The organism is Mycoplasma sp. P36-A1 (assembly GCF_049478495.1).
Classification (GTDB): Bacteria; Bacillota_I; Bacilli_A; order JAJDGJ01; family JAJDGJ01; genus P36-A1.
On the sequence record NZ_CP168083.1, the window covers coordinates 1,156,105 to 1,176,697 of the forward strand.

At 26.3% G+C, this 20,593-nt stretch carries 23 protein-coding genes; 10 read left to right on the forward strand and 13 right to left on the reverse strand.

The features are described 5' to 3' along the window. The first annotated feature begins 273 nt into the window (after nt 1-273). Genes ACD762_RS05505 through ACD762_RS05515 form a run of 3 tightly spaced genes read left to right on the forward strand, consistent with a single transcriptional unit; the run spans nt 274 to nt 2,763 of the window. Nucleotides 274-960, forward strand: coding sequence for a response regulator transcription factor (locus ACD762_RS05505; RefSeq protein ID WP_423362991.1), 687 nt, complete (start codon nt 274-276; stop codon nt 958-960). After that, on the forward strand, nt 944-2,392 hold the full coding sequence (locus tag ACD762_RS05510; RefSeq protein ID WP_423362993.1) for a sensor histidine kinase: 1,449 nt from the start codon (nt 944-946) through the stop codon (nt 2,390-2,392). The genes ACD762_RS05505 and ACD762_RS05510 overlap by 17 nt, the downstream gene beginning before the upstream one ends. Before the next feature lie 29 nt (nt 2,393-2,421). Continuing rightward, nucleotides 2,422-2,763 carry a hypothetical protein gene (locus ACD762_RS05515; RefSeq protein ID WP_423362994.1) on the forward strand — a complete coding sequence of 114 codons (342 nt, stop codon included), beginning with the start codon at nt 2,422-2,424 and terminating at the stop codon, nt 2,761-2,763. A 58-nt stretch (nt 2,764-2,821) separates the two neighbouring features. Here the strand turns inward: ACD762_RS05515 and ACD762_RS05520 are convergent, their stop codons facing one another. Then, a complete protein-coding gene (locus tag ACD762_RS05520) occupies nt 2,822-3,460 on the reverse strand; it encodes a CatB-related O-acetyltransferase (RefSeq protein ID WP_423362995.1) in 639 nt (212 codons plus the stop codon). A gap of 29 nt (nt 3,461-3,489) precedes the next feature. Further along, complete coding sequence (locus ACD762_RS05525; protein ID WP_423362996.1) at nt 3,490-4,131, reverse strand: YggS family pyridoxal phosphate-dependent enzyme; 642 nt, start codon at nt 4,129-4,131, stop codon at nt 3,490-3,492. Nucleotides 4,132-4,280: 149 nt separating this feature from the next. Here ACD762_RS05525 and ACD762_RS05530 point away from each other — a divergent pair, with 149 nt between their 5' ends. After that, on the forward strand, nt 4,281-5,069 hold the full coding sequence (locus ACD762_RS05530) for a Cof-type HAD-IIB family hydrolase (RefSeq protein WP_423362997.1): 789 nt from the start codon (nt 4,281-4,283) through the stop codon (nt 5,067-5,069). Between the two features lie 83 nt (nt 5,070-5,152). Here the strand turns inward: ACD762_RS05530 and ACD762_RS05535 are convergent, their stop codons facing one another. The 5 genes from ACD762_RS05535 to ACD762_RS05555 form a co-directional block, all read right to left on the reverse strand. Further along, on the reverse strand, nt 5,153-6,808 hold the full coding sequence (locus tag ACD762_RS05535) for an FAD-dependent oxidoreductase (protein ID WP_423362998.1): 1,656 nt from the start codon (nt 6,806-6,808) through the stop codon (nt 5,153-5,155). 22 nt (nt 6,809-6,830) lie between these two features. Beyond that, the gene (locus tag ACD762_RS05540) at nt 6,831-7,280 is read right to left on the reverse strand and encodes a DUF523 domain-containing protein (protein ID WP_423362999.1); all 450 of its coding nucleotides are present in this window, start codon (nt 7,278-7,280) and stop codon (nt 6,831-6,833) included. 74 nt (nt 7,281-7,354) lie between these two features. Further along, the gene (locus ACD762_RS05545) at nt 7,355-7,912 is read right to left on the reverse strand and encodes a DUF402 domain-containing protein (protein ID WP_423363000.1); all 558 of its coding nucleotides are present in this window, start codon (nt 7,910-7,912) and stop codon (nt 7,355-7,357) included. Then, nucleotides 7,896-8,693 (reverse strand): pyrroline-5-carboxylate reductase, encoded by a 798-nt coding sequence (gene proC / locus ACD762_RS05550; protein ID WP_423363001.1) that lies wholly within the window; start codon nt 8,691-8,693, stop codon nt 7,896-7,898. Before proC ends, ACD762_RS05545 begins: the two co-directional genes overlap by 17 nt. A gap of 2 nt (nt 8,694-8,695) precedes the next feature. Further along, nucleotides 8,696-9,547: a patatin family protein gene (locus ACD762_RS05555; protein ID WP_423363002.1), complete on the reverse strand. Its 852-nt coding sequence runs from the start codon at nt 9,545-9,547 to the stop codon at nt 8,696-8,698. 175 nt (nt 9,548-9,722) lie between these two features. On the opposite strand from ACD762_RS05555, the gene ACD762_RS05560 reads away from it, so the two are divergent. The 5 genes from ACD762_RS05560 (at nt 9,723) to ACD762_RS05580 (ending at nt 15,262) form a co-directional block, all read left to right on the forward strand. After that, entirely contained in the window at nt 9,723-10,262 is a 540-nt protein-coding gene (locus ACD762_RS05560; RefSeq protein ID WP_423363003.1) for a hypothetical protein, read from the forward strand. A gap of 123 nt (nt 10,263-10,385) precedes the next feature. Next, nucleotides 10,386-11,348, forward strand: a complete 963-nt coding sequence (aroF, locus tag ACD762_RS05565; protein ID WP_423363004.1) for a 3-deoxy-7-phosphoheptulonate synthase — start codon at nt 10,386-10,388, stop codon at nt 11,346-11,348. A gap of 12 nt (nt 11,349-11,360) precedes the next feature. Then, nucleotides 11,361-13,646 carry an iron-containing alcohol dehydrogenase gene (locus ACD762_RS05570; RefSeq protein ID WP_423363005.1) on the forward strand — a complete coding sequence of 762 codons (2,286 nt, stop codon included), beginning with the start codon at nt 11,361-11,363 and terminating at the stop codon, nt 13,644-13,646. Next, nucleotides 13,636-14,829: a chorismate synthase gene (gene aroC, locus ACD762_RS05575; RefSeq protein WP_423363006.1), complete on the forward strand. Its 1,194-nt coding sequence runs from the start codon at nt 13,636-13,638 to the stop codon at nt 14,827-14,829. Before ACD762_RS05570 ends, aroC begins: the two co-directional genes overlap by 11 nt. A gap of 73 nt (nt 14,830-14,902) precedes the next feature. Continuing rightward, entirely contained in the window at nt 14,903-15,262 is a 360-nt protein-coding gene (locus tag ACD762_RS05580; protein ID WP_423363007.1) for a glyoxalase, read from the forward strand. Between the two features lie 42 nt (nt 15,263-15,304). Here the strand turns inward: ACD762_RS05580 and ACD762_RS05585 are convergent, their stop codons facing one another. Continuing rightward, the gene (locus ACD762_RS05585) at nt 15,305-15,748 is read right to left on the reverse strand and encodes a GNAT family N-acetyltransferase (protein WP_423363008.1); all 444 of its coding nucleotides are present in this window, start codon (nt 15,746-15,748) and stop codon (nt 15,305-15,307) included. Between the two features lie 155 nt (nt 15,749-15,903). Between ACD762_RS05585 and ACD762_RS05590 the strand changes: the two genes are divergently transcribed. Next, complete coding sequence (locus ACD762_RS05590; RefSeq protein ID WP_423363009.1) at nt 15,904-16,947, forward strand: FUSC family protein; 1,044 nt, start codon at nt 15,904-15,906, stop codon at nt 16,945-16,947. A gap of 155 nt (nt 16,948-17,102) precedes the next feature. Here the strand turns inward: ACD762_RS05590 and ACD762_RS05595 are convergent, their stop codons facing one another. From ACD762_RS05595 to ACD762_RS05615, 5 genes are all read right to left on the reverse strand, one after another. After that, nucleotides 17,103-17,939, reverse strand: a complete 837-nt coding sequence (locus tag ACD762_RS05595; RefSeq protein WP_423363010.1) for a P-loop NTPase — start codon at nt 17,937-17,939, stop codon at nt 17,103-17,105. Nucleotides 17,940-17,960: 21 nt separating this feature from the next. Continuing rightward, nucleotides 17,961-18,335: a DUF134 domain-containing protein gene (locus ACD762_RS05600; protein ID WP_423363011.1), complete on the reverse strand. Its 375-nt coding sequence runs from the start codon at nt 18,333-18,335 to the stop codon at nt 17,961-17,963. A gap of 158 nt (nt 18,336-18,493) precedes the next feature. After that, entirely contained in the window at nt 18,494-18,961 is a 468-nt protein-coding gene (ybaK, locus tag ACD762_RS05605) for a Cys-tRNA(Pro) deacylase (protein ID WP_423363012.1), read from the reverse strand. A 98-nt stretch (nt 18,962-19,059) separates the two neighbouring features. Continuing rightward, the gene (locus ACD762_RS05610; protein WP_423363013.1) at nt 19,060-19,779 is read right to left on the reverse strand and encodes a dihydrofolate reductase family protein; all 720 of its coding nucleotides are present in this window, start codon (nt 19,777-19,779) and stop codon (nt 19,060-19,062) included. Between the two features lie 108 nt (nt 19,780-19,887). After that, nucleotides 19,888-20,373: a hypothetical protein gene (locus ACD762_RS05615; RefSeq protein WP_423363014.1), complete on the reverse strand. Its 486-nt coding sequence runs from the start codon at nt 20,371-20,373 to the stop codon at nt 19,888-19,890. Between the last annotated feature and the right edge of the window lie 220 nt (nt 20,374-20,593).

Consider the following 20,593-nt stretch of genomic DNA (forward strand, 5'->3'; position numbering starts at 1 on the left):
TTGTTTTTTAAACATATTTTTTTATACTAATAGTCCGTATATCTTAAATATTTTAAGCTAAATAATAATTTTTTATTTAATATTCATATTAATATAAGTTATAATTAATCTTTTTATCACTTATTGTTATAATTATTAATGATTTTCTTATTTAATAATATATGATTTATTTTTTTACAAAATGTGACCATATTCAAATTATGTCCATTATTATGGTTTTTTTACCTTAGGTATTATATAATAAATTAAAATACAATAAAAGAGGTGTTAACAATGATTAAGAAGACAATACTTATAGTTGAAGATGAAGAAAAATTAAGGGATCTTATTATTTCAATACTAACAGATAGATATAATGTGTTTGAAGCCCAAGATGGTGAAGAAGCATATCAAATATTTAAAGAAGAACATATTGATTTAGTTATATCAGATATTATGATGCCTAACATGGATGGTTGGGAACTATTAAAAGAAATTAGAAAAACTTCAACAGTACCATATATTTTACTTACTGCATTAGATGATGAAGTATCTCAAATTAAAGGATATGATTTAACTGTTGATGATTATATTACAAAACCTTTCTCATTAAATGTTTTAAGAAAGAAAGTAGATGCAGTGTTTAGACGTGATTCTGTAGCCTTTGAAAATAAAGGTGTTATCGAAGCAGGTATTCTAAGAGTAGATACTGTAGGAAAAAGTGTTTATGTTGATGGTGAAGAAACTCATTTAATGCCTAAAGAGTATGATTTATTATTATTCTTTTTAGAAAATCAAAACGAAGCTTTAGATAGAGATTATATCCTTAATACTATCTGGGGATTAGATTATGATGGTGATGAAAGAGTTGTCGATACACACATTAAGAAGTTACGTAAAAAAATTGGATTAGCTTCAGTATATATTAAAACAGTTTTTGGAACAGGATATAAATTCCAAATAGATGAAAATACATACTAGATTTTTCATAACTTTCTTCTGCTTTGCCTTATTCTTTGCTTTTTCTAGCTATCTAGCTCAAGATTCCTTGTTCCAACATAACCAAGGACGTGAAGATAGTCGTATAACTCAACAATTATCAAATGTACGTGAAGGATTAAAATCTGATGAAAATGATATTATTGACTACTTATACGAAAATCAAATTGATTTAAAAAAAGTTTACTATGATAATGCTAATAATGAAGTAAGAGTTGATACAATTAGTTCAGCTAATTCTGAATTTTCTAACTTTTTTACACAAGAACAAAATACTAAACAAGATATTGCAGATACTTGCAAAGTCATTAATGCTAAAGAAAATGATGTCAGCATTAGTACTCCAACTAATTTTGAATCTGATTATTTAATTCAAGAGTTTTGTTTAAATGATACTTTATATATCATGACTACACACTATGTGCAATATGGTAGTGCTATAAGATTATTACAACAATCTTATTTATTAATATTTGTTGCAACTGTTGTTGTTTCAGCAATTTTATCTTATATATTAGCACGTTATATTTCAACTCCTTTACAAAAGATAAGCTATGTTACTAAACAGATAAGTAATTTAGATTTTTCTAATAAAGTAGAAGTTGTTGGAAATGATGAAATTGGTGATTTAGCTATTAATATTAATATTTTATCTGATAAATTACAACATTCTATTAATAAATTAAAAGAAAATGTAATTGTAGAAAAAGAATCTAGAGAAAAACAAGTGCAATTATTTGCAAGTATGTCTCATGAATTGAAAACTCCTATTACTATTTTAAAAGGTACTTTAGAAGGTATTAAAGAACAAATAGGCCCATATAAAAATCCTTTTGATCATATTGATTCAATGATGGAAGAAGTCGATAATATGGAAAATTTAGTTATGAGCTTACTTAGTTATGCTAAGTTTTCAGTTAGTGATATGAAATTAACATTGAAACCTTATCACTTGGAAAAATTAATATATGATACAGTAAATCGTTTAGAATATTTATTTAGAGAAAATAAGATTGATTTAGAAATAGTTGTTACCGATGCAATAGTTGATATTGATTTATCAAGTATGTCAATGGTCTTTAAAAATATTATTGAAAATGCTATTAGATATTCTGATAAAGGAGCTAAGATTGAGATATTTGCCTCATCTTTTTCTGATCATGTTTTAGTACAAGTATATAATCATGGCACAAATATTGATCCTGAAAGAATTATTCATTTATTTGAACCTTTCTATCGTGCTGATGATTCAAGAATTAAATATAAAAATGGTACTGGTTTAGGTTTAACTATTGTTAAACAAATATTAGAACAACACCATTCAACACCTAATATTTATAATATAAATAATGATGAAGAATATGCTGTTTGTTTTGAATTTATCTTACCAAAATCAAAATCTAAGGAAGTATAAAATACTTCCTTTTTCTTAAGGAGATTATTATGAACAATGGATTACGAACAGTTTTACTTGCTATTATTATGATAGCTTCATTTACCTATGCATTTATCTTAGGAATATTTTTAAAAGATGCCTTTTATTTCACTTTGTTAGGGTTACTAACAGGTATAATGATAATAAATCTCTTAAATGGTTTTAACAAAGTATTTCGTTTAATTCTGTTATGGATTATTGTTGTTGCAACTATTGCATACTCTTATATCTTTGTAACTACAGCAAGTTTAGTTATGATTGCTATTATCTTAATTGTCGTAGGTGCATTAATGTCGTTTAAAATTAAAAATGAAAGTGAAGTTAATAATACTAATAATTGGTCAGCCTAATCAAAAAAGCCTTAAACATTTATGTTTTAGGCTTTTTTATATTAAGTATCAAAATTGATTAAAGCATTTTTTTTATTTTAATTTTAGTATTTTCAAGGTCATTTGAAGTTAGTAATGGAATAAGTTTGTCTATTTCTTCAATGCTTTTATCCCACCATTTTAATTCTAGCATTAATTCAATCAGTTCATCATCGAATCTTTTTTTAATCATTCTTGCAGGGTTTCCAACAACTATACTATATGCTTCTACATCACTTGCTACAACACTGTTCAAACCAATTATTGCTCCATCTCCTATTTTAACACCTGCTAATATAGTGACATTTTGTCCAATCCAAACATCATTACCAATAATAGTATCACCCTTATTTACTAAATCATCTAAACTAGGTATTTCTTGCTTCCATCCATCAAAAATATAAAATGGATAAGTTGATACAGCATTCATTTGATGATTAGCTCCATTCATTACAAAATTTACTCCTGCAGCAATTTGGGTAAACTTACCTATTATTAATTTATCATTATAAAAATCATAGTGATGACTAACATGACTTTCAATGTCTTTATCACTAAAATATGTAAAATCACCAACAATTATATTAGGATTAGTAATCGTTGGTTTTACATAGGTTACTGATTCATTATTTTTTAGTGGATAGATAGTCATCGGATTAGGTTTTTGTTCATTTTTCATATTATCATTCTTTCTTTTGTAATATTATTTTAGTCTTCTAAAAATAATAAAGAACCAATTCTAAGCATGTTAGAACCATTTTGCAAAGCTAATATATAATCATGTGACATTCCCATAGATAGATATTTAAAATCAACATAATCATCAAACCATTGCTTAGCTAGAGCAAAAGTATTATTTACAATTGTTTTATCATCAGTTAATGGTGCCATACACATGCAGCCAACAACATTTACATTATCTAATGTTTTACTAAAGGCTACTAAGTCTGCTAAACCTTGTTTATCAACACCTTGCTTTGATTCTTCTTCACTTGGATTTATCTGTATTAAGATATCCATTATCTTATTTTTTTTAAAAGCTTCATCGTTTATTGCTTTCATTAGTTTTTCATCATCTACTGAATGTATTAAAACACATCGATCAATGACATACTTTATTTTATTAGCCTGCAAACGACCAATCATATGCCAATTTGCATCTACTTCATTTAAATCATACTTATCTCTTAATTCTTGTGGACGATTTTCCCCAAGGTTACTTACACCTAATGAAACTAATTTTTTAATATCATCCATACTCTGTCTTTTAGTTACTCCAACTAAGACAACATCATCTACTGTTTTATATAATTCAATATTCTTTCTTACTTCTTCAAGTTGTTTAATCATTATTACCACTCCCTTTTTTTCATTATACCAAACATTATTAGACTTTAAAACATACTTGTTAATAATCATAGAACAATATGTTTTACTACTATAAATATAAGAGTATAATAATAGATATATATTATAGTATTTAAAGGAGAGTAAAAATTATGAAAAGAAAAATATGTTTATTTGATATAGATGGGACTCTACTAGATCACTTTAATGGCGGTATTTTACCTAAGAGTGCTCACTTAGCTTTAACAATGTTGAGACAAAACAATCATATAATTGGTATTGCTTCAGGTAAAGGGCCTGTCTATATTGAGAATTTCATACCAGATATTAAATTTGATACTTATATAGCTTTAAATGGGAATTATGTAATGTTAGAAGGAAAATTAATTTATAAAGATGTTTTTGATAAAGATTTAGCTGCAAAGTTTGTTAATTTTTGTATAGAAAAAGATATTCCTTTTTCTGTTGGGGATATTGATGGTACTAAAACATTATGGGAAAATAATCAAAGCATTTTAAATTATTATAATGGCTTCAATATGGATTATCCACGACTAGTTGAATCAATTGATAATCTTGATGATATCATGCAAATGACTATTTGTATTACAAAAGAAAGAGAAAAAGAAATTTTACCTTTCTTTCCTGAGATGATCTTTGCAAGAATGAATTTATATGGCTTAAATGTCAACCCTGGTGGTGGTTTAAAAGAAAAAGGTATAAAGGCCTTACTTGATAATAGTGACTATACTGCTGATGATTTGGTTGTTTTTGGAGATGGTTTAAATGACATTGGTATGTTTGATTTAGCAAACACTAGTGTTGCTTTAGGTAATGCTGATCCTTTATTAAAAAAACATGCAACTTATATTACTGATTTTGTAAATGAACAAGGCATTTATAATGCTTGTTTTCATTTAGGATTAATTTATAAAAAATAATAAAGTATTAAACACTTAAATATAATAAATAGCCTACAATTCGATGAATTTGTAGGCTATTTTAATTAGTTATTTTTTATTGTTTATTTCTTTACATGTTCAAAGAATTTCATACCACCACTTAAGTTATAAATATCATTTGTAAAACCATTTCTTTTCAAAAATAGTGCCGTTTTATAACCTGTTGTTCCTTCATTACAAGTAATATAGATATCATGATCAAAGTTAATCATTTCTAGACTATCTTCTATTTCAGTATATGGAATATTAATACTATTAGGTATATTACATTTGCATTGATTATACATAAAGGCTGGTCTGACATCAATAATATTAGTTCCTGTTTGTACAATTCTTTTTATATCTTTTGGATAAAAAGGAATGAATACTTCATCAAGAATATTTTGTGCAATTTGTCCTGCTATGTTTACATGATCTTTAGTGTAGTTTACTTGTGGAGCATAACATAAATCTAAGTTGATTAAATCATCTACTAATCCATTATAGTACAACGCAGTTGCAGTTACATCAATTCTTTTTTCTGTACCTTCTTTACCTATTGCTTGAGCTCCTAGTATTCTTCTAGTATTGCGATCAAATACTAATTTATAAGTTATTTCTCCACTATTTTCAAAGTTTTCACTATGGTTATTAGCAATAACATGACAAACTAAAGCATCATAACCTTCTTTAATTGCTTGTTTATGAGAAAGACCTGTTGAAGCAATAATTAAATCACCAACTTTTACTACTCCTGTAGCAAGTGTTCCTAAGTAAGGTCGACCATCACCCATAATTGAATTTGCAATCATTCTTCCTTGTCTGTTAGCTACACCACCAAATGAAACATTAGTAGGTTCTAAATTAACTCTGTTAGTAACTTCAATCATATCTCCACCTGCATAGATACTACTATCAGATGTTAAAAGGTATTCATCAACAATGACACCACCCTTTTCACTAATATTTAAACCGGCTTCTTTAGCAAGTTGAACATTAGGCTTAACTCCAATAGCTAAAATAATCATGTCAGTTTCTAAGTATTCTCCATTTGTAAGAAGTAATCTTTTACCTTCATCTAAAATTTCTTTAATTGAGATTGTTTTATTGATTATTACTCCATGTTTGATTATTTCTTTTTCAGCTATTTGTGCTATATCTACATCAAAGGCATTCAATATTTGCTTACTTAAATCTAATACTGTTGCTTCTACTCCTATACGATTTAAGTTTTCTGCACATTCAATTCCAATTGGACCTGCTCCAACAATAGCTACTTTTTTAGGATTATTTGTTAAAATAAAATCATTTATTTTATCTAAATCATCCATTTTATTTAAGGTAAATATGTTTTTAGCTGTTTCTATTCCTTCAAAAGGTATGATTGTTGGATTAGTTCCTAATGCTAATACTAAGATATCATACTCTTGTTCAAACTCTTCTAATGTTTCTCTATTTTTAACCGTTATTATTTTTCTTGCTTTATCTATTTCGATGACTTCATGGTTAATATTAACTTGAACTCCATACTTATTTTGAATATCCTTTGCAGTATTAATTATTAAAGCATTACGATCTTTAATTACTTTACCTAAAACAAATGGCATTGAACATGTTGAATAAGATACAATACCACTTTTTTCATATAATATAATATTATCTTCATTATTTATTCTACTTAATCTAGTAGCTGCACTCATCCCCGTTGCATTTCCACCAATTATAACTATATTTTTCATATCTCTATTTCCCTTTCAGACACTATTTCTCTTCTATTTGATAACCTTTTTCTTTAAGTAGTGATGCTAAAATACCACTACCGTTTACTAATTGATTACTAAAGGTTCCATCATATACCTTATTTATACCACAACTTGGACTTTTAGTTTTCAAAATTACTCTTTTAATATTGTTATTTTCTAATAACTCTAAAGTTTTCAAAGCACCTTCTAAAAATTGTTTTGAATAATCATTTCCTTGTTTATCTAATATTTTTATTTCTTGTTTTTTCAATTGTTCAAAAGTATTGCTTCTTTTACAAGTAGCAACTATTTCTACAGGATTTCTTGGAGTGCTTAATCCTCCATAAACCTCTGGACATATCAATAATATTTTAGCACTGTCTACTTTATGATTATTGTTACTTTCACCATTGTATTTAACTTTGATATCTTTTAAACATGCACTCATTGCTATCATTTCATTTTCCATGTTAATACCTCATTTATTATAATTATTTTATAAAAAAGCTTATTAAATGAAATCATTTAATTAAGCTTTTTGACTTACTTATAAGAATTGTTCATATCTTTAAGATGTAAAAACTCTTCATAGTATTGATATACCTTTTCTCTACTAAAAACAGAATCCTTTTTTAATATATCATCTTTTAGATAATCTAATTCAGTATTTAAGATAAAATCTAGTTTTTTAGAATAGTTCATTTGCTTTGCATGTTGAGCATATTCTTTTTCATCAAGCACTCTCATAGAGTTGTTTGGGAATACTTTTAAATCTAAATCATAATCAATATATTTGATAGCTTCTCCATCCCATACAAAGGGTGAGGCAATATTACAATAGTAATGTATACCATTAGTTCTTAACATACTTATAATGTTGTACCAGTGATCTTTAAAAAAGAAACAAACTGCTGGTTCTTTGGTATACCATACACGACCACTACTTTCAATTACTCTTGTTTTATTATTTACTACTACTAAATAATCTTTGTTTATATCAACTACTGTTCCATACTTCCAAACACGATGGATTTTTTCATCATGTTTATAACTATGAATTTCTATTCTTTGTCCAACACTTAACTTATTTAAGTGACTCATCATTTTCTCTTTTCATTTCTTTAGCACGATCAAAACATGCTTGCATTGCTTTATCAAACATATCTGCTAGGCCATTATTATCAAAGTATTTAACAGCTTTTTCAGTTGTTCCATTTGGTGAACAAACATTAGTAGTTAATTCTCTTGGACTTAAATCACTTTTTAATTGCATCATTGAAGTAGCATTCATTACTTGTGCTGCTATCATATAAGCACTTTTTTCATCCATACCTTGTTTAACTGCAAATTTAGACATTGCTTCTATAACTAATTCAAAATAAGCTGGAGAAGAACCTGCTATAGTAATCATTAGTTCTAAATCTTTTTCTTCAATATGAGTTATTTCTCCAATTGATCCAAAGATATCGGCAATTGCTTCTTTTTCAGCTGTATTTAATAAATCATTATCTACTATTGAAGTCATTCCTAAATTAACACTAGCTGGTGTATTTGGCATCACTATTAAGTATTTACTTACTAAGTTACTCATAAAATTACTTGAAATACCTGCTGCTATTGAAACAATTAATTTATTTCCTATGATATTTTTATTTTCGATTAAGAAATTTTTATACATATGAGGTTTGATTGCTAGAATAATTATATCTGATTCATTAATCACCTTGCTTGCATCATCAGTTGTAATATTAACGTCTTTTTCGTATTTTGTTAGTGCTTTTAAATTATGATCACAAATATTAATTTCATACTTTTTATTTTCAATTAAACCTTTAATTAGTGCGCCACCCATATTACCTGCGCCAATAAATCCTACTCTCATTTTTAGTCCTCCTTTAAGTATTCTAATAATTTATCTTTCATAAAAGCAACATCAGTTGCTCCTTGATTATAAGCATTAGTTAAGGTTAAAGCATCTTTAGTGTAACGACCTACTTCTAATTTAATAGTTGGTCTAATAACAAAAACCTTATTCTCTGCTTCTAATTTATTTATTCTTTCAATCATTTCATTGTATACTGTATGTCTTCTTTCCATGGCTTCTATTAATTTTGGATATTTACGATATGCCATTTTCATTAGAAATAAACTTGATTCTTTACTTCTAACATAATCAGCAGGATTAGTTAAGATAATAACCTGCTTTTGATATCCATCTTCTATAGCTTTATTTAATGGTATTGAATCACGCATACCACCATCCATGTAAGGTGTATTGTTTACTTTTATTACTTTAGATAACAATGGTAATGAACTTGAAGCTATTACAACACTATTATCTTTTTTAATATATTCTTTATTAAAATAATCAACATTTCCCGTTTTTAAATTAAAACATCCTACCATTAACTCAGTACTACTTTCATAAAAGGTTTTATAGTCAAATGGTACTTCTTTATCTAAAACATTATATATAATATTTAAATCAAAATAACTACCTTTTGATACTAAATTTGTTGCTGACATAATTCTTTTATCACTAGCATATTCAGTTGATAAGAACTGTGCTCTTCCTTTGTTTTTAGCAATAAAGTTCATTGCACAACCAACACCTGCACTTACACTTACAACATAGTTGAAATCAATATCATTAGTAATAAAATAATCTAAGACACCATTAGTGTATGCCGCACGCATGCCACCACCTTCTAAAACCAAGGCACAATTATATTTCATATTTCTTTCTCCTTTTAACCTTATTTCTAGGTTCTTACTATAAAATTATACCATTTTTATCTTCATTCTTCTAGACATTACAATACTCATTTACTATCTCTAACAATTTTTATTTGTAAACTATATAATCTACAACCAATACTTGTTATAATTAAAAGAAAAAAGGAGTTTTAATATGCTACTATCAGATCAATTACTAAATGGTGTAATTGCACTAATTATTTTAATAGTAATCTTTATTATTTTAAAGATATATAAAAGTTCTTTTTTTAGTAAGGACTATCAAAATAAATTCTTATATTTAAATTTAAAAACTAGTAATAAAACTATCAAGGAATTAAAAGAAAAAACTTATACAAATATTAAAAATACTTTTTATGTTAGTGCTGTTTTTATTGCAATAAGTGCTTCTTTACCTACTTATATGGCAAGTGCTATTATGTTTATAATACTTTTCTTATTTATGATTATATGCACTGTTATAGTTGAAAAAAGTGTTCGAAAAATTAAAAATCTAAAATTAGATTTAAATGATAATACCTCTAAGGTTAAACTTGGAGGCTTATATTATTATAATAAAGATGATAAAGAAGATTATATTGATGGTATGGTTGGTAGTACTATCTTAAATTTAGCTCGACCTTTTGCTAAAAAAATGATTATCATCACTATTTTTGTTACTTTAATAACAGTGCTTGCTTTTGCCTTTATTTAATATGTTCATTATTTAGTTGTCTTAAATATTTATTTGCATAAACATGCTAATAATCGTATAATATTATATTAGATGTCATATTTTTTATGATAAATAGTTATGATATGAAGGAGTTAAATAACAATGATAATACAACTTAATAAATTACCTAGAATAGCTTTACCTTTTGAGTATAAATTAACTATTTTAAACAATAATATTTACATAATACCTTTTGATAAAAATATAGATACAACTATGATTAAAAACAATATTGTTAAAACTATAGAAACTAATGATGGCTTTGCTTTTACTTCAAGAGCCTTTAAAGCAGATAATAGTATTGTTTATGTTAATGATATTGCTATTGGTGGAGATGATTTCACTTTAATTGGTGGCCCTTGTTCAGTAGATACAGAGAATAATCTAATTGACACTGCTCAACTTTTAAAAAATACTAAAACACCTTTAATGCGTGCAGGTGTCTTTAAACCAAGAACTAGTCCTTTTTCTTTTCAAGGAGTTCAAGTTGCTGGTTTAGACTACTTACAAAAGATCAGAAATGATTTTGATTTACCTGTTGTTGTAGAACTAACTAGTGCTCAGCAGGTTATAGATTATGCTGATTTGGTTGATATGATTCAAATTGGATCGCGAAATATGCAAAATTTTGAGCTTTTAAAAGCAGTTGGTAAAACTAACAAACCTGTATTATTAAAACGTGGTTTTCAAGCTACTATTAAAGAGTTTTTATATAGTGCTGAATACATTATGGCTGAAGGTAATCCTAATGTTGTTTTATGTGAACGTGGTGTTAGAAGTTTTGAATCATCTTATCGTAATATGATCGATATTAATGCTATAATTTATTTGAAACAAATGACACACCTTCCTGTGTTAATTGATCCTTCACATGGTACTGGTGTTGATTGGATGGTTAATAAAGCAACCTTGGCTGGACTTGCTGCTGGGTGTGATGGCGCTATAATTGAAGTTCATACAAATAAAGAACAAGCATTAAGTGATAAAGATCAAACATTAACTAGTAAACAATATATTAAATTAGTAGAAGATGTTAATAAACTTAATAACTGTTTTAATAAATAAGGAGACTATTTAATGAATACTCTACAACTTGAATTAAATAAATATAATATAACTATTGGTAATAATATTCTAAGTCATGAACTTGATTCATATTTTCATGATAAGGAATATTTTTTATGTATTGATAAAAATGTCTTTCAATTATACCAAGATAAACTTGCTTTGATAATTAACAACAGTGTTGATATTGTTATTATTGAAGCTTTAGAAGATAATAAAACTTTTAAAAGTTTAAATAAAATATATGAAATGTTGTTTACTAACAAAGCTAATAGATCACAAACTGTATTAGTAATTGGTGGTGGTTTAATCTGTGACATTGCAGGATATGCAGCAGCAACTTATAATAGAGGTCTTGATTTTGTAAGTGTTCCTACTACTTTACTATCTATGGTTGATAGTTCAATAGGTGGAAAAGTTGCTATTAATTATAATAATGTTAAAAATACAATTGGTACTTTTTATGATCCTAATAAAGTTATTATAGATATTAGTTTTTTAACTACTTTATCGACTAGACTTTTTAAAGAAGGTTTTGTGGAACTATTAAAACATGGTTTTATTAAAGATTTAAGTATCTTAGATGATTTAAGCTTAGTTTCTAATATTCAAGAGCTTATTAGTAATAAACAACTAATAATTAATTTAATATATAAGTCCCTATCTGTGAAAAAATACTTTGTATTATTAGATCCTTATGATAAAAATATTAGGCATGCTCTAAATTTTGGACATACTTTTGCACATGCTATTGAAATGAGTAATCATAAATACTTTCATGGTGAATGTGTTGCAATTGGTATGTTATTAAGTAGTGCTTTGAACAACAATGGTTTAAATAATACTTATTATCAATATATAAAGAATATTCTAGAAAAGTTTGAATGTTTAAAACCTTTAGCAAATGTCGACTTTTCTAAAATATTGTATGACAAGAAAAATAATGATAAAGGTATTAAAGAAGTGTTATTAAATAATCTTGGTGAATTTGAAATTACTTTATTACCTATTGATCAATTAATCTTAATGTATCAAGAACTATATGAAAGTATACAACAAAAAGTTAAAACTATTCCTATATGTTACAAAATTAGTAATAATAATTTAGTTGGAGAAGTTATAATTCCACCAAGTAAAAGTTATTTACATCGATATTTAATAGTTAGTTTTTTACATGGTGTTAATATCACTTTAAATAATGTTTATGAAATAAGTGATGATGTTCAAGTTACAATTAATATTTTGACAAGTTTTAATAGTAAAATTGTTTATAGTAACAATAAGTTATTTATAGATAATAGTAATATTAAAAAATTAGATAATTTAAATGCAAATATGCAAGAATCTGGTACTTCTTTAAGATTGTTATTACCTATTTTAAATTATTATGCTAAACAAGTTAATATTACTGGTAGTAATAGACTTCCTTTAAGACCATTAGATGAGTATCTTAATATTATGGAAGATAATAAAGTAAAGTTTACTATTAGTACTGTTGCAAATCATTATCTACCTATGAATATTAGTGATAGAATTAGTTCAGATAGTTATTTTATTAACAGTAATGTAAGTTCTCAATTTATCAGTGGTCTTTTATTATTAATGTCTATTCAGCCTTTTGAAAGTACGCTTTATTTACAAGAAAAGCCACAATCATTACCATATATTTTAATGAGTATTGATGTTTTAAATAAATTTAATATTAAAGTAAAAGTAAATGAAGATTATACACAATATACAATTAATAATAATAGTGCTAAAGTATTAAAAGCATCTTTTGATATTGAACAAGATTATTCAGCACGTACTTTTTTTGAAGTTGCTAATTCTTTTACAAATAATAAAATTGATATAAAAAATAATGTTAATGATTCTTTACAAGCAGATGCTTATTTAATTAATGCTCTTTTTAAAAAAGAAGTTACCTTTGATTTAATGCATAGACCTGATTGTGCTAATATCATGGCATTATATTATTCTCAATACTCAGGTACTTTGTTAAATACTGAAAGATTAAAGTATAAAGAATCTGATCGTTTAAAAGCAATTATTGATATGTTAGAAACTGCTAAGATTGATTATTCAATTATCAATGATAATTTACTCATTAAAAAAGGTATTTTTAATGGTGGCTTTTATAATACATTTAAAGATCATCGAGTTTGTATGAGCTTATTAATTGCTAGTAGTATAGCTAATAAAGATATATATCTTAATGAAATATTAAGTATAAATAAATCGTTTCCATCATTTGTGGAACAGTTTAAAAATTTAGGAGGTATTATTGATGAACAGTAATTATGGTCACAATATTAATTTTACTTTATTTGGTGAATCGCATGGTAAAGCTATTGGAATTACAATAAATAATTTACCAGCTAACTTTGAAATTGATTTTAATATTATTGATAATGATTTGATTTTAAGACAAGGTAATGCTGCTTTTAATACAAAAAGGCAAGAAAATGTAGAGTATGATATTGTTTCAGGATTTTTTAAGAAAAAAACTACAGGACAGCCTATGACTGTTTTGTTCCATAATAAAGATATGATTGAGGATGATTATTTCCCATTTTTAAAACAACCAAGACCTGGACATGCTGATATTGTTGCTGCAAAAAAGTATCAAGAAGCAAATGATTTTAGAGGTGGTGGTCATTTTTCTGGACGTATGACAACACCTATTGTCTTTTTAGGTAGTATTATAAAACAAATAATGCAAGAATTATTTTCTGAGATGAAAATTGTTTCTCATATTAAAAGATTAGGGATTCATCATGATATTTCTTATTATGATTATCGAAAAGAAGTGGTCGATAAAAGATTATCTACCCTTGATAAATTAGAAGAGTTAAACACATCTTCTTTAGCTATGTTAGCTTTAGATATTAATTTAAAATTACATGCTAAATTAACTAACTCTATTAAAGATGTCAATTTCCCAACCTTTTCTAAAGAAGCTTATGATGTTATGTTAAATGAAGCTAAAGGATTAAAATGTGATACTCTTGGTGGATTAATAGAAACTATTATTATTAATCCACCAAGTTGGATTGGTGAACCTTTCTTTTATTCAGTAGAAAGTGTTTTATCAAGTTTACTATATTCAATTCCAAGTGTTAAAGGAGTCCGTTTTGGTAGTATTGAAGGTAATTCTCATTATTTAGGTAGTGAATTAAAGGATGAAATTATTTTTGCTAACACTCATAAAGTTACAACATTAATGAATCATAATGGTGGTATTAATGGTGGAATTACTAATGGTGAAGACATTGTCTTTAGCACTATTATAAAACCTATTGCATCAATTATGGGTGAACAGAAGACTTTTAATCTTGAAACTAAGACAATAGAATCTTTAATAATTGAAGGTAGACATGATAAAACAATAATTAATCGTATCATTCCTGTTATTGATGCAATGTCTTATATTACACTTTATGATTTATATTTAGAAAACAAAAAAAATACTCTTTTTTAAGTTTTAGTTCATTATTTTTGAAGTAAATAATAATTAATGTTATATTTAATTTTCAAAGAAAGGTGGATTAAATATGATTAATAAAACAAGAGTTATGTTATATGTTGATGATGTTGCTAACATCAAGAAATTTTGGATTGATAATTTTGATGCAAAAGAAATCGAAGAAATATTTTTATCAGCTAACTATTCAGGTAGTGTAATTAGTATTAATGAACAAGTAGAATTAGGTTTATTTCCAAAAGAATTTATTAAAATGCATTCACCTGAACTAACAATAGGCACTCCATCTATTATGTTATTTGTTAATAATTTTTATGAGCTACATGATAGTTTGTGCAATGTTGGTGATGTATTTGATAATAATGGTCTATTAACTTTTAATTTTCCTGATCCAGAAGACAATTATTTTGTAATTGCTAAAAATTCATAATAAAACCGGGTTTGTATTGTATACAGACTCGGTTTTTTATCGTTATTTTTGCATTAAATAGTTAATATATGAAGTATTATCTATAAAAACGGTTTGCTTTTTAATTAATACATATTGTCTTTTTAAAAAGAAATTATAGGCAGTAATAGATGCTTGAGTTTCTATAACATTATTTTTTATGCTAGCTTCTAACACATCACATATCGCTGTTGCTATAGCTTGTTTTTGATAGCATTTATGTACAAAGAGATATTGTAAATAATTCTTGTCTAAACTGCCAAAGCCAACAATAGTATCATTTTTTACTGCTACAACTGTATTGTTTCTTAATAGTACACTTTTGCTATCTTTATTGTTTTTTAAAGCTTGTGACCATAACAATACTTGATTATTATTATAATCTTTGGCATTTATTGTATTAATGCACTCATAAAACAAGCTATTCACTTCTTCAAAATCTAAATCTAAATACTTTCTAATTATCATACTCACACCTCATTTTAATCTTAATATAATTATACATTATACATTTACTATATGTTGAAAATTGTTCTTTTTCATGCTAAAATGTTTATTGTCGCTAAAATTTAGATATGTATTTATATTTAATTTGAGTTAAATATTATAAAGGAATGATTATAATGTATCAATTATTACAACTAAGTCCAAAGACATTAAAAGAAATGATTAAAGACTCAGATTCTAGTAAAGAAAAAAAGCGTTGTCTTATTGCTATTACATTAAGAAATTTCTTGCTTATTTTATTTGCTATAGTCTACATAAGTTTTTATACAGTAGTTTTTGGTATTGAAAATAGTAGTATTGCAGTCGGTAGTTTTTGTATATTGTTAGGTATTCGCTTTATATCATACAATATTAATATAAAGGAAAGCATTGCTATTCTAGCATTGTATTTTATTCTTACTTTTGTAGCTAACTTAGTTTCTTTAACAAATAATTTGTATTTTAGCCTAATAAGTAATTTCTTATTTTTACTTTTGATTATAATCTTAGTTACTGCAAAACCAATAATGGGTAATGCAGGTATTTATGTTTTTAGTTATATTTTCATCGTAGAGACACCTGTAGCTACTTCATTGTTATCAATGAGATTTTATGCCTTACTATTTTCTTTTATTACATGCGGTTTAATCTTATACAAAAAACATTATAAAAAAGATAAAAACAAACATACCTCTGAACTTTTAAAGCAATTTTTAAAGTTTGATTTTAAATCACTTTGGCAATTAAGATTGGCTACTGGTGTCAGTCTAGCCTTATTCATTGGACATTTACTACAATTTGAAAGAGCTGTGTGGATTGGTTATGCATGTATGTCAATATTGCTACCTTATCAAAACAATTTAAAAACTAGAGCTTTTCATCGCTTTAGTGGAGTAGTTGTTGGCAGCCTTACATTTGGTCTTATTTCGAGTGTTATACCTGCTGATTACTATTCATTGATTGGCCCAATTGCTGGTTTGTGTATTGGCTTTTCAGTAACCTATTTTTGGCATAGTGTTTTTAATTGTTTTGGAGCATTATTATTAGCAAGCAGTCTATATGGAATTGATTCATCAATCTTATTTAGAATAGAAAATAACTTATTTGGAATTTTATTCGCTGTTATTTTTGTCTTTCTTTTAACTTTATTAACACCTAAAAATATTTTAGAAACTACATAATTTTAAAGTGTTTTAGACATTTTATACCATAGTAGAAATGATTATTATGTAACTAAATATTAATTAAATTAAATACAACAAAGCCGTAAAACTAATTAATAGTTTTACGGCTTTGTTTATATTTATTTATCTATTTTTCTTATTTTTTTCTTTATTTATTTTTTTAAATCAATTAAAGTTTTTGCTACTGAATCAAATAGTAAAAAGTCTAAATCTTCTAGCATTCCATTATCGCATGCTTTGGCAATTTCTGGGTTTATTGGTAGTTTAGCAAGTACTTTTAGATTATGTTTATTAGCTATCTCATCTATATGACTTTCTCCAAATATTTGGTATTCTTTATCGTTATCTGGACATTTAAAGTATGACATGTTTTCTACAAGTCCAATTATTGGCACATTCATCATTTCGGCCATTTTTACTGCTTTAGCAACTATCATTGATACTAATTCTTGTGGTGATGTTACAATTATAATTCCATCAATTGCAATTGATTGAAAAACAGTTAATGGTACATCTCCTGTACCAGGAGGCATATCGATAAACATATAATCAATATCATCCCAAATAACTTCAGACCAAAATTGTTTTACAGTATTAGCGATTACTGGTCCTCTCCAAACAACTGGATCAGTATCGTTTTCTAATAATAAATTAACTGACATTATTTCAATTCCAGTTTTAGTACTTACTGGAAGCCACCCTAGTTTATTAGCTTTTGCTTTTGTACTAATTCCAAATGTTTTAGGTATTGATGGACCAGTTATATCAGCATCTAAGATTGCTGTATGATAACCTTTACGATTCATAGTAACAGCAAGCATTGATGTTACTAATGATTTACCAACTCCACCTTTACCACTTACAATTCCAATTACTTTTTTTACATTGCTTAATTCATGTAATTTTTCTACAAATTCATTTTGTTCTTCTTTTCTGTCTGAACAATTTTCTGCACAACTACTACAGCTTTGATCACATTTTTCACTCATAATATAACTCCTCTATTCTAATTATTTAATATTTTCTCTATTTTGACAACATGGTTTTTTCTCTTTACTATTACATATTGATTCACAACTATTATCTAATCCATTGCACAAATGATATTTACCACCATTGATTAGTAAGGTATTACCATTTACCAACGATTGAGCTAATTTTTTTCTAGCTTCATTATAAATACCTTGCACAGTACTTCTAGCAATATTCATCTTTTTTGAACACTCTTCTTGACTCATATTTTCTAAATCAATTAACCTTATACTTTCATACTCATCAATTGTCATCGTAATTTTTTTATTTGACTCATCTAAAGTATCTAAAGGACCATATGTATTACACTTAGGTAATGTACAAACTTTTCTTCCTTTTATTGGCCTTGCCAAAACTTGCACCTTCTATCTTTAATTATTTTAATTAATGACATATGCCACAAATATAAATTATACTCCATTAATGGCATATGTCAACAATAAGATAATTTATTCTAGCATATATAAACAAAACAGTAAGGTTATTAATAACCCTACTGTTTTATATATAATTAATCTGTTAAATCAGCACATTCAAATGTAATAATTTTTTCTAAATCATTTAAAGATACTTCTACTTGATAGCCTATTTTACCTCCACTAAAGATAATTGTATCTTGTAAAATTGCACTTTCATCTATTGTTGTATTAAAAAACTTTTTCATTCCTATTATCGAACAACCTCCATGAATATAACCAGTTAATGGTAATAGTTCTTTAGCTTTAAGCATTTCTATTTTCTTTTCTTTAACTGCTTTGGCAGCCTTTTTAAGATTTAGTTCTTTATTTACTGGTATTAGAAAAACATAATTCTTTTTAGAAGATGCTTTTGCTACTAGAGTCTTAAAAACTTGTTCCGGATCTTGATGCAAAGTCATAGCTACTTCCATACCACTTATTGCATCAGTATCAGCATAACTATAGCTTTTGTATTGTATCTTTTTTTGTTCTAACATTCTCATCACATTTGTTTTTTCCATTATTATTCTCCTAACACTTTACATCATTACTTATCTTATTAAATTATAGACCTCTTAATGATATAGTTCAAGATTAGTAAACACTATAATCACTTTTATTACTTATTTACTAGATATCTTAGCCAAATATTACTATTATTTAGCATTTTTACTTCTTTTAAGCTAAATGTAAAGGCTTGATTATCATTATTACTTTTATCTAGAAATAGTGGTGGAGTTGTTGAATTACCATCTGCAGCAGCACACATTACTATACTTAGTTCATCACACATACCAGCATCCATAAAAGTATAGTTCAAAACACCACCACCACCTAGCATTAAAGTTTCAATCTTAAATAAATCTTTTAGTTTAATCATTGCCTGTTCAATATCTAAAGTATCTTCTCCAGCAATAATATATGAAATATTTAATTTTCTAAGAAAGTCTTTATATTCATTACTAGTTGTTTCACATAATAATTCTATTATATGAGCTTTAGTATCATTATATGTTAAAATATTGCTTTTCCAACCTAATTTTCCATGTATGTCTATTGAAACATAATACATAGATGCAGCTGTTGTTGCTATAAAATCCCCTTTTACAACTTCTTTTGCATTTAAATCTAAAAGAGGTTTTTCATAAAAAGTAAAATTATCATCAGTTGTAATACGACCTGATAACCATCCTTGGTGTTTATAATAGGCATTTTTTCCAAATGCAATGTTATAAAAATCATTACTTGCACTTTCAGCTTCTTTAGTATTCATATAATTGCCCATTATCTTTCCATCTAATGAAGTCAACATATGACAAAATATATATGGTCTATTCATTTTTACACTCCTTTTTTTCATAATTACCTATTTAATATAACACAAAGATACTAGATAATATTAAGTAATAACTTAATATTTTAAAAAAGAAATATTATTAAATGATTTTTATGCTAGTTCATTTGCTGCATGATATCTTGCCATTACACTTCGAGCTATTGGTTGAGCAAAAAAAGCCTCTATAATAAATGCAATAGTGAAATTTCTTGGCCACTTTTCAAAGAAATGAACTATTGGGTCTATACTAATACTACTAGTACCAATCCAAGTACCTACTACACTTAGTACTAGTGACATTAAAAAAACATTACATAATGCTGTTATTATCATTGTAGCTTCAAAACTATTATCATGATCCTTTAATATTTTACTTACTAAAAACTGAGTTGGTTTCTGTGTTAAAATAACCATTATTATGACAAATATCCATAATAAAGGTATTTGATGTAATACAGCTTTATAATTATCAAAACTAAAGCCTATTTCTAATCCTGTTATTATAGGAGCAATGGTATTAACCGATAGAATAGAAATAATAGCCATAAATAATACTGTTTCTTTTAATGAATGTGGTAATCGTTGTTTAAATTTCAAATCAAATCTTCCTTTCTGTTGCATATGAGCAAAAAAAACAGCACAGGAAAAAATTCCTGTGCTGATCAATTATACGCACATATTACTAATTTATTATATCATATTACTAATTATAGGTGTATGTTAACTATTTGTGTACATCGCAAAATATTTTAATATATACATATGCATAGCACTATAAATATATTTAATACACAATTTATACACTGAAGATATTCTG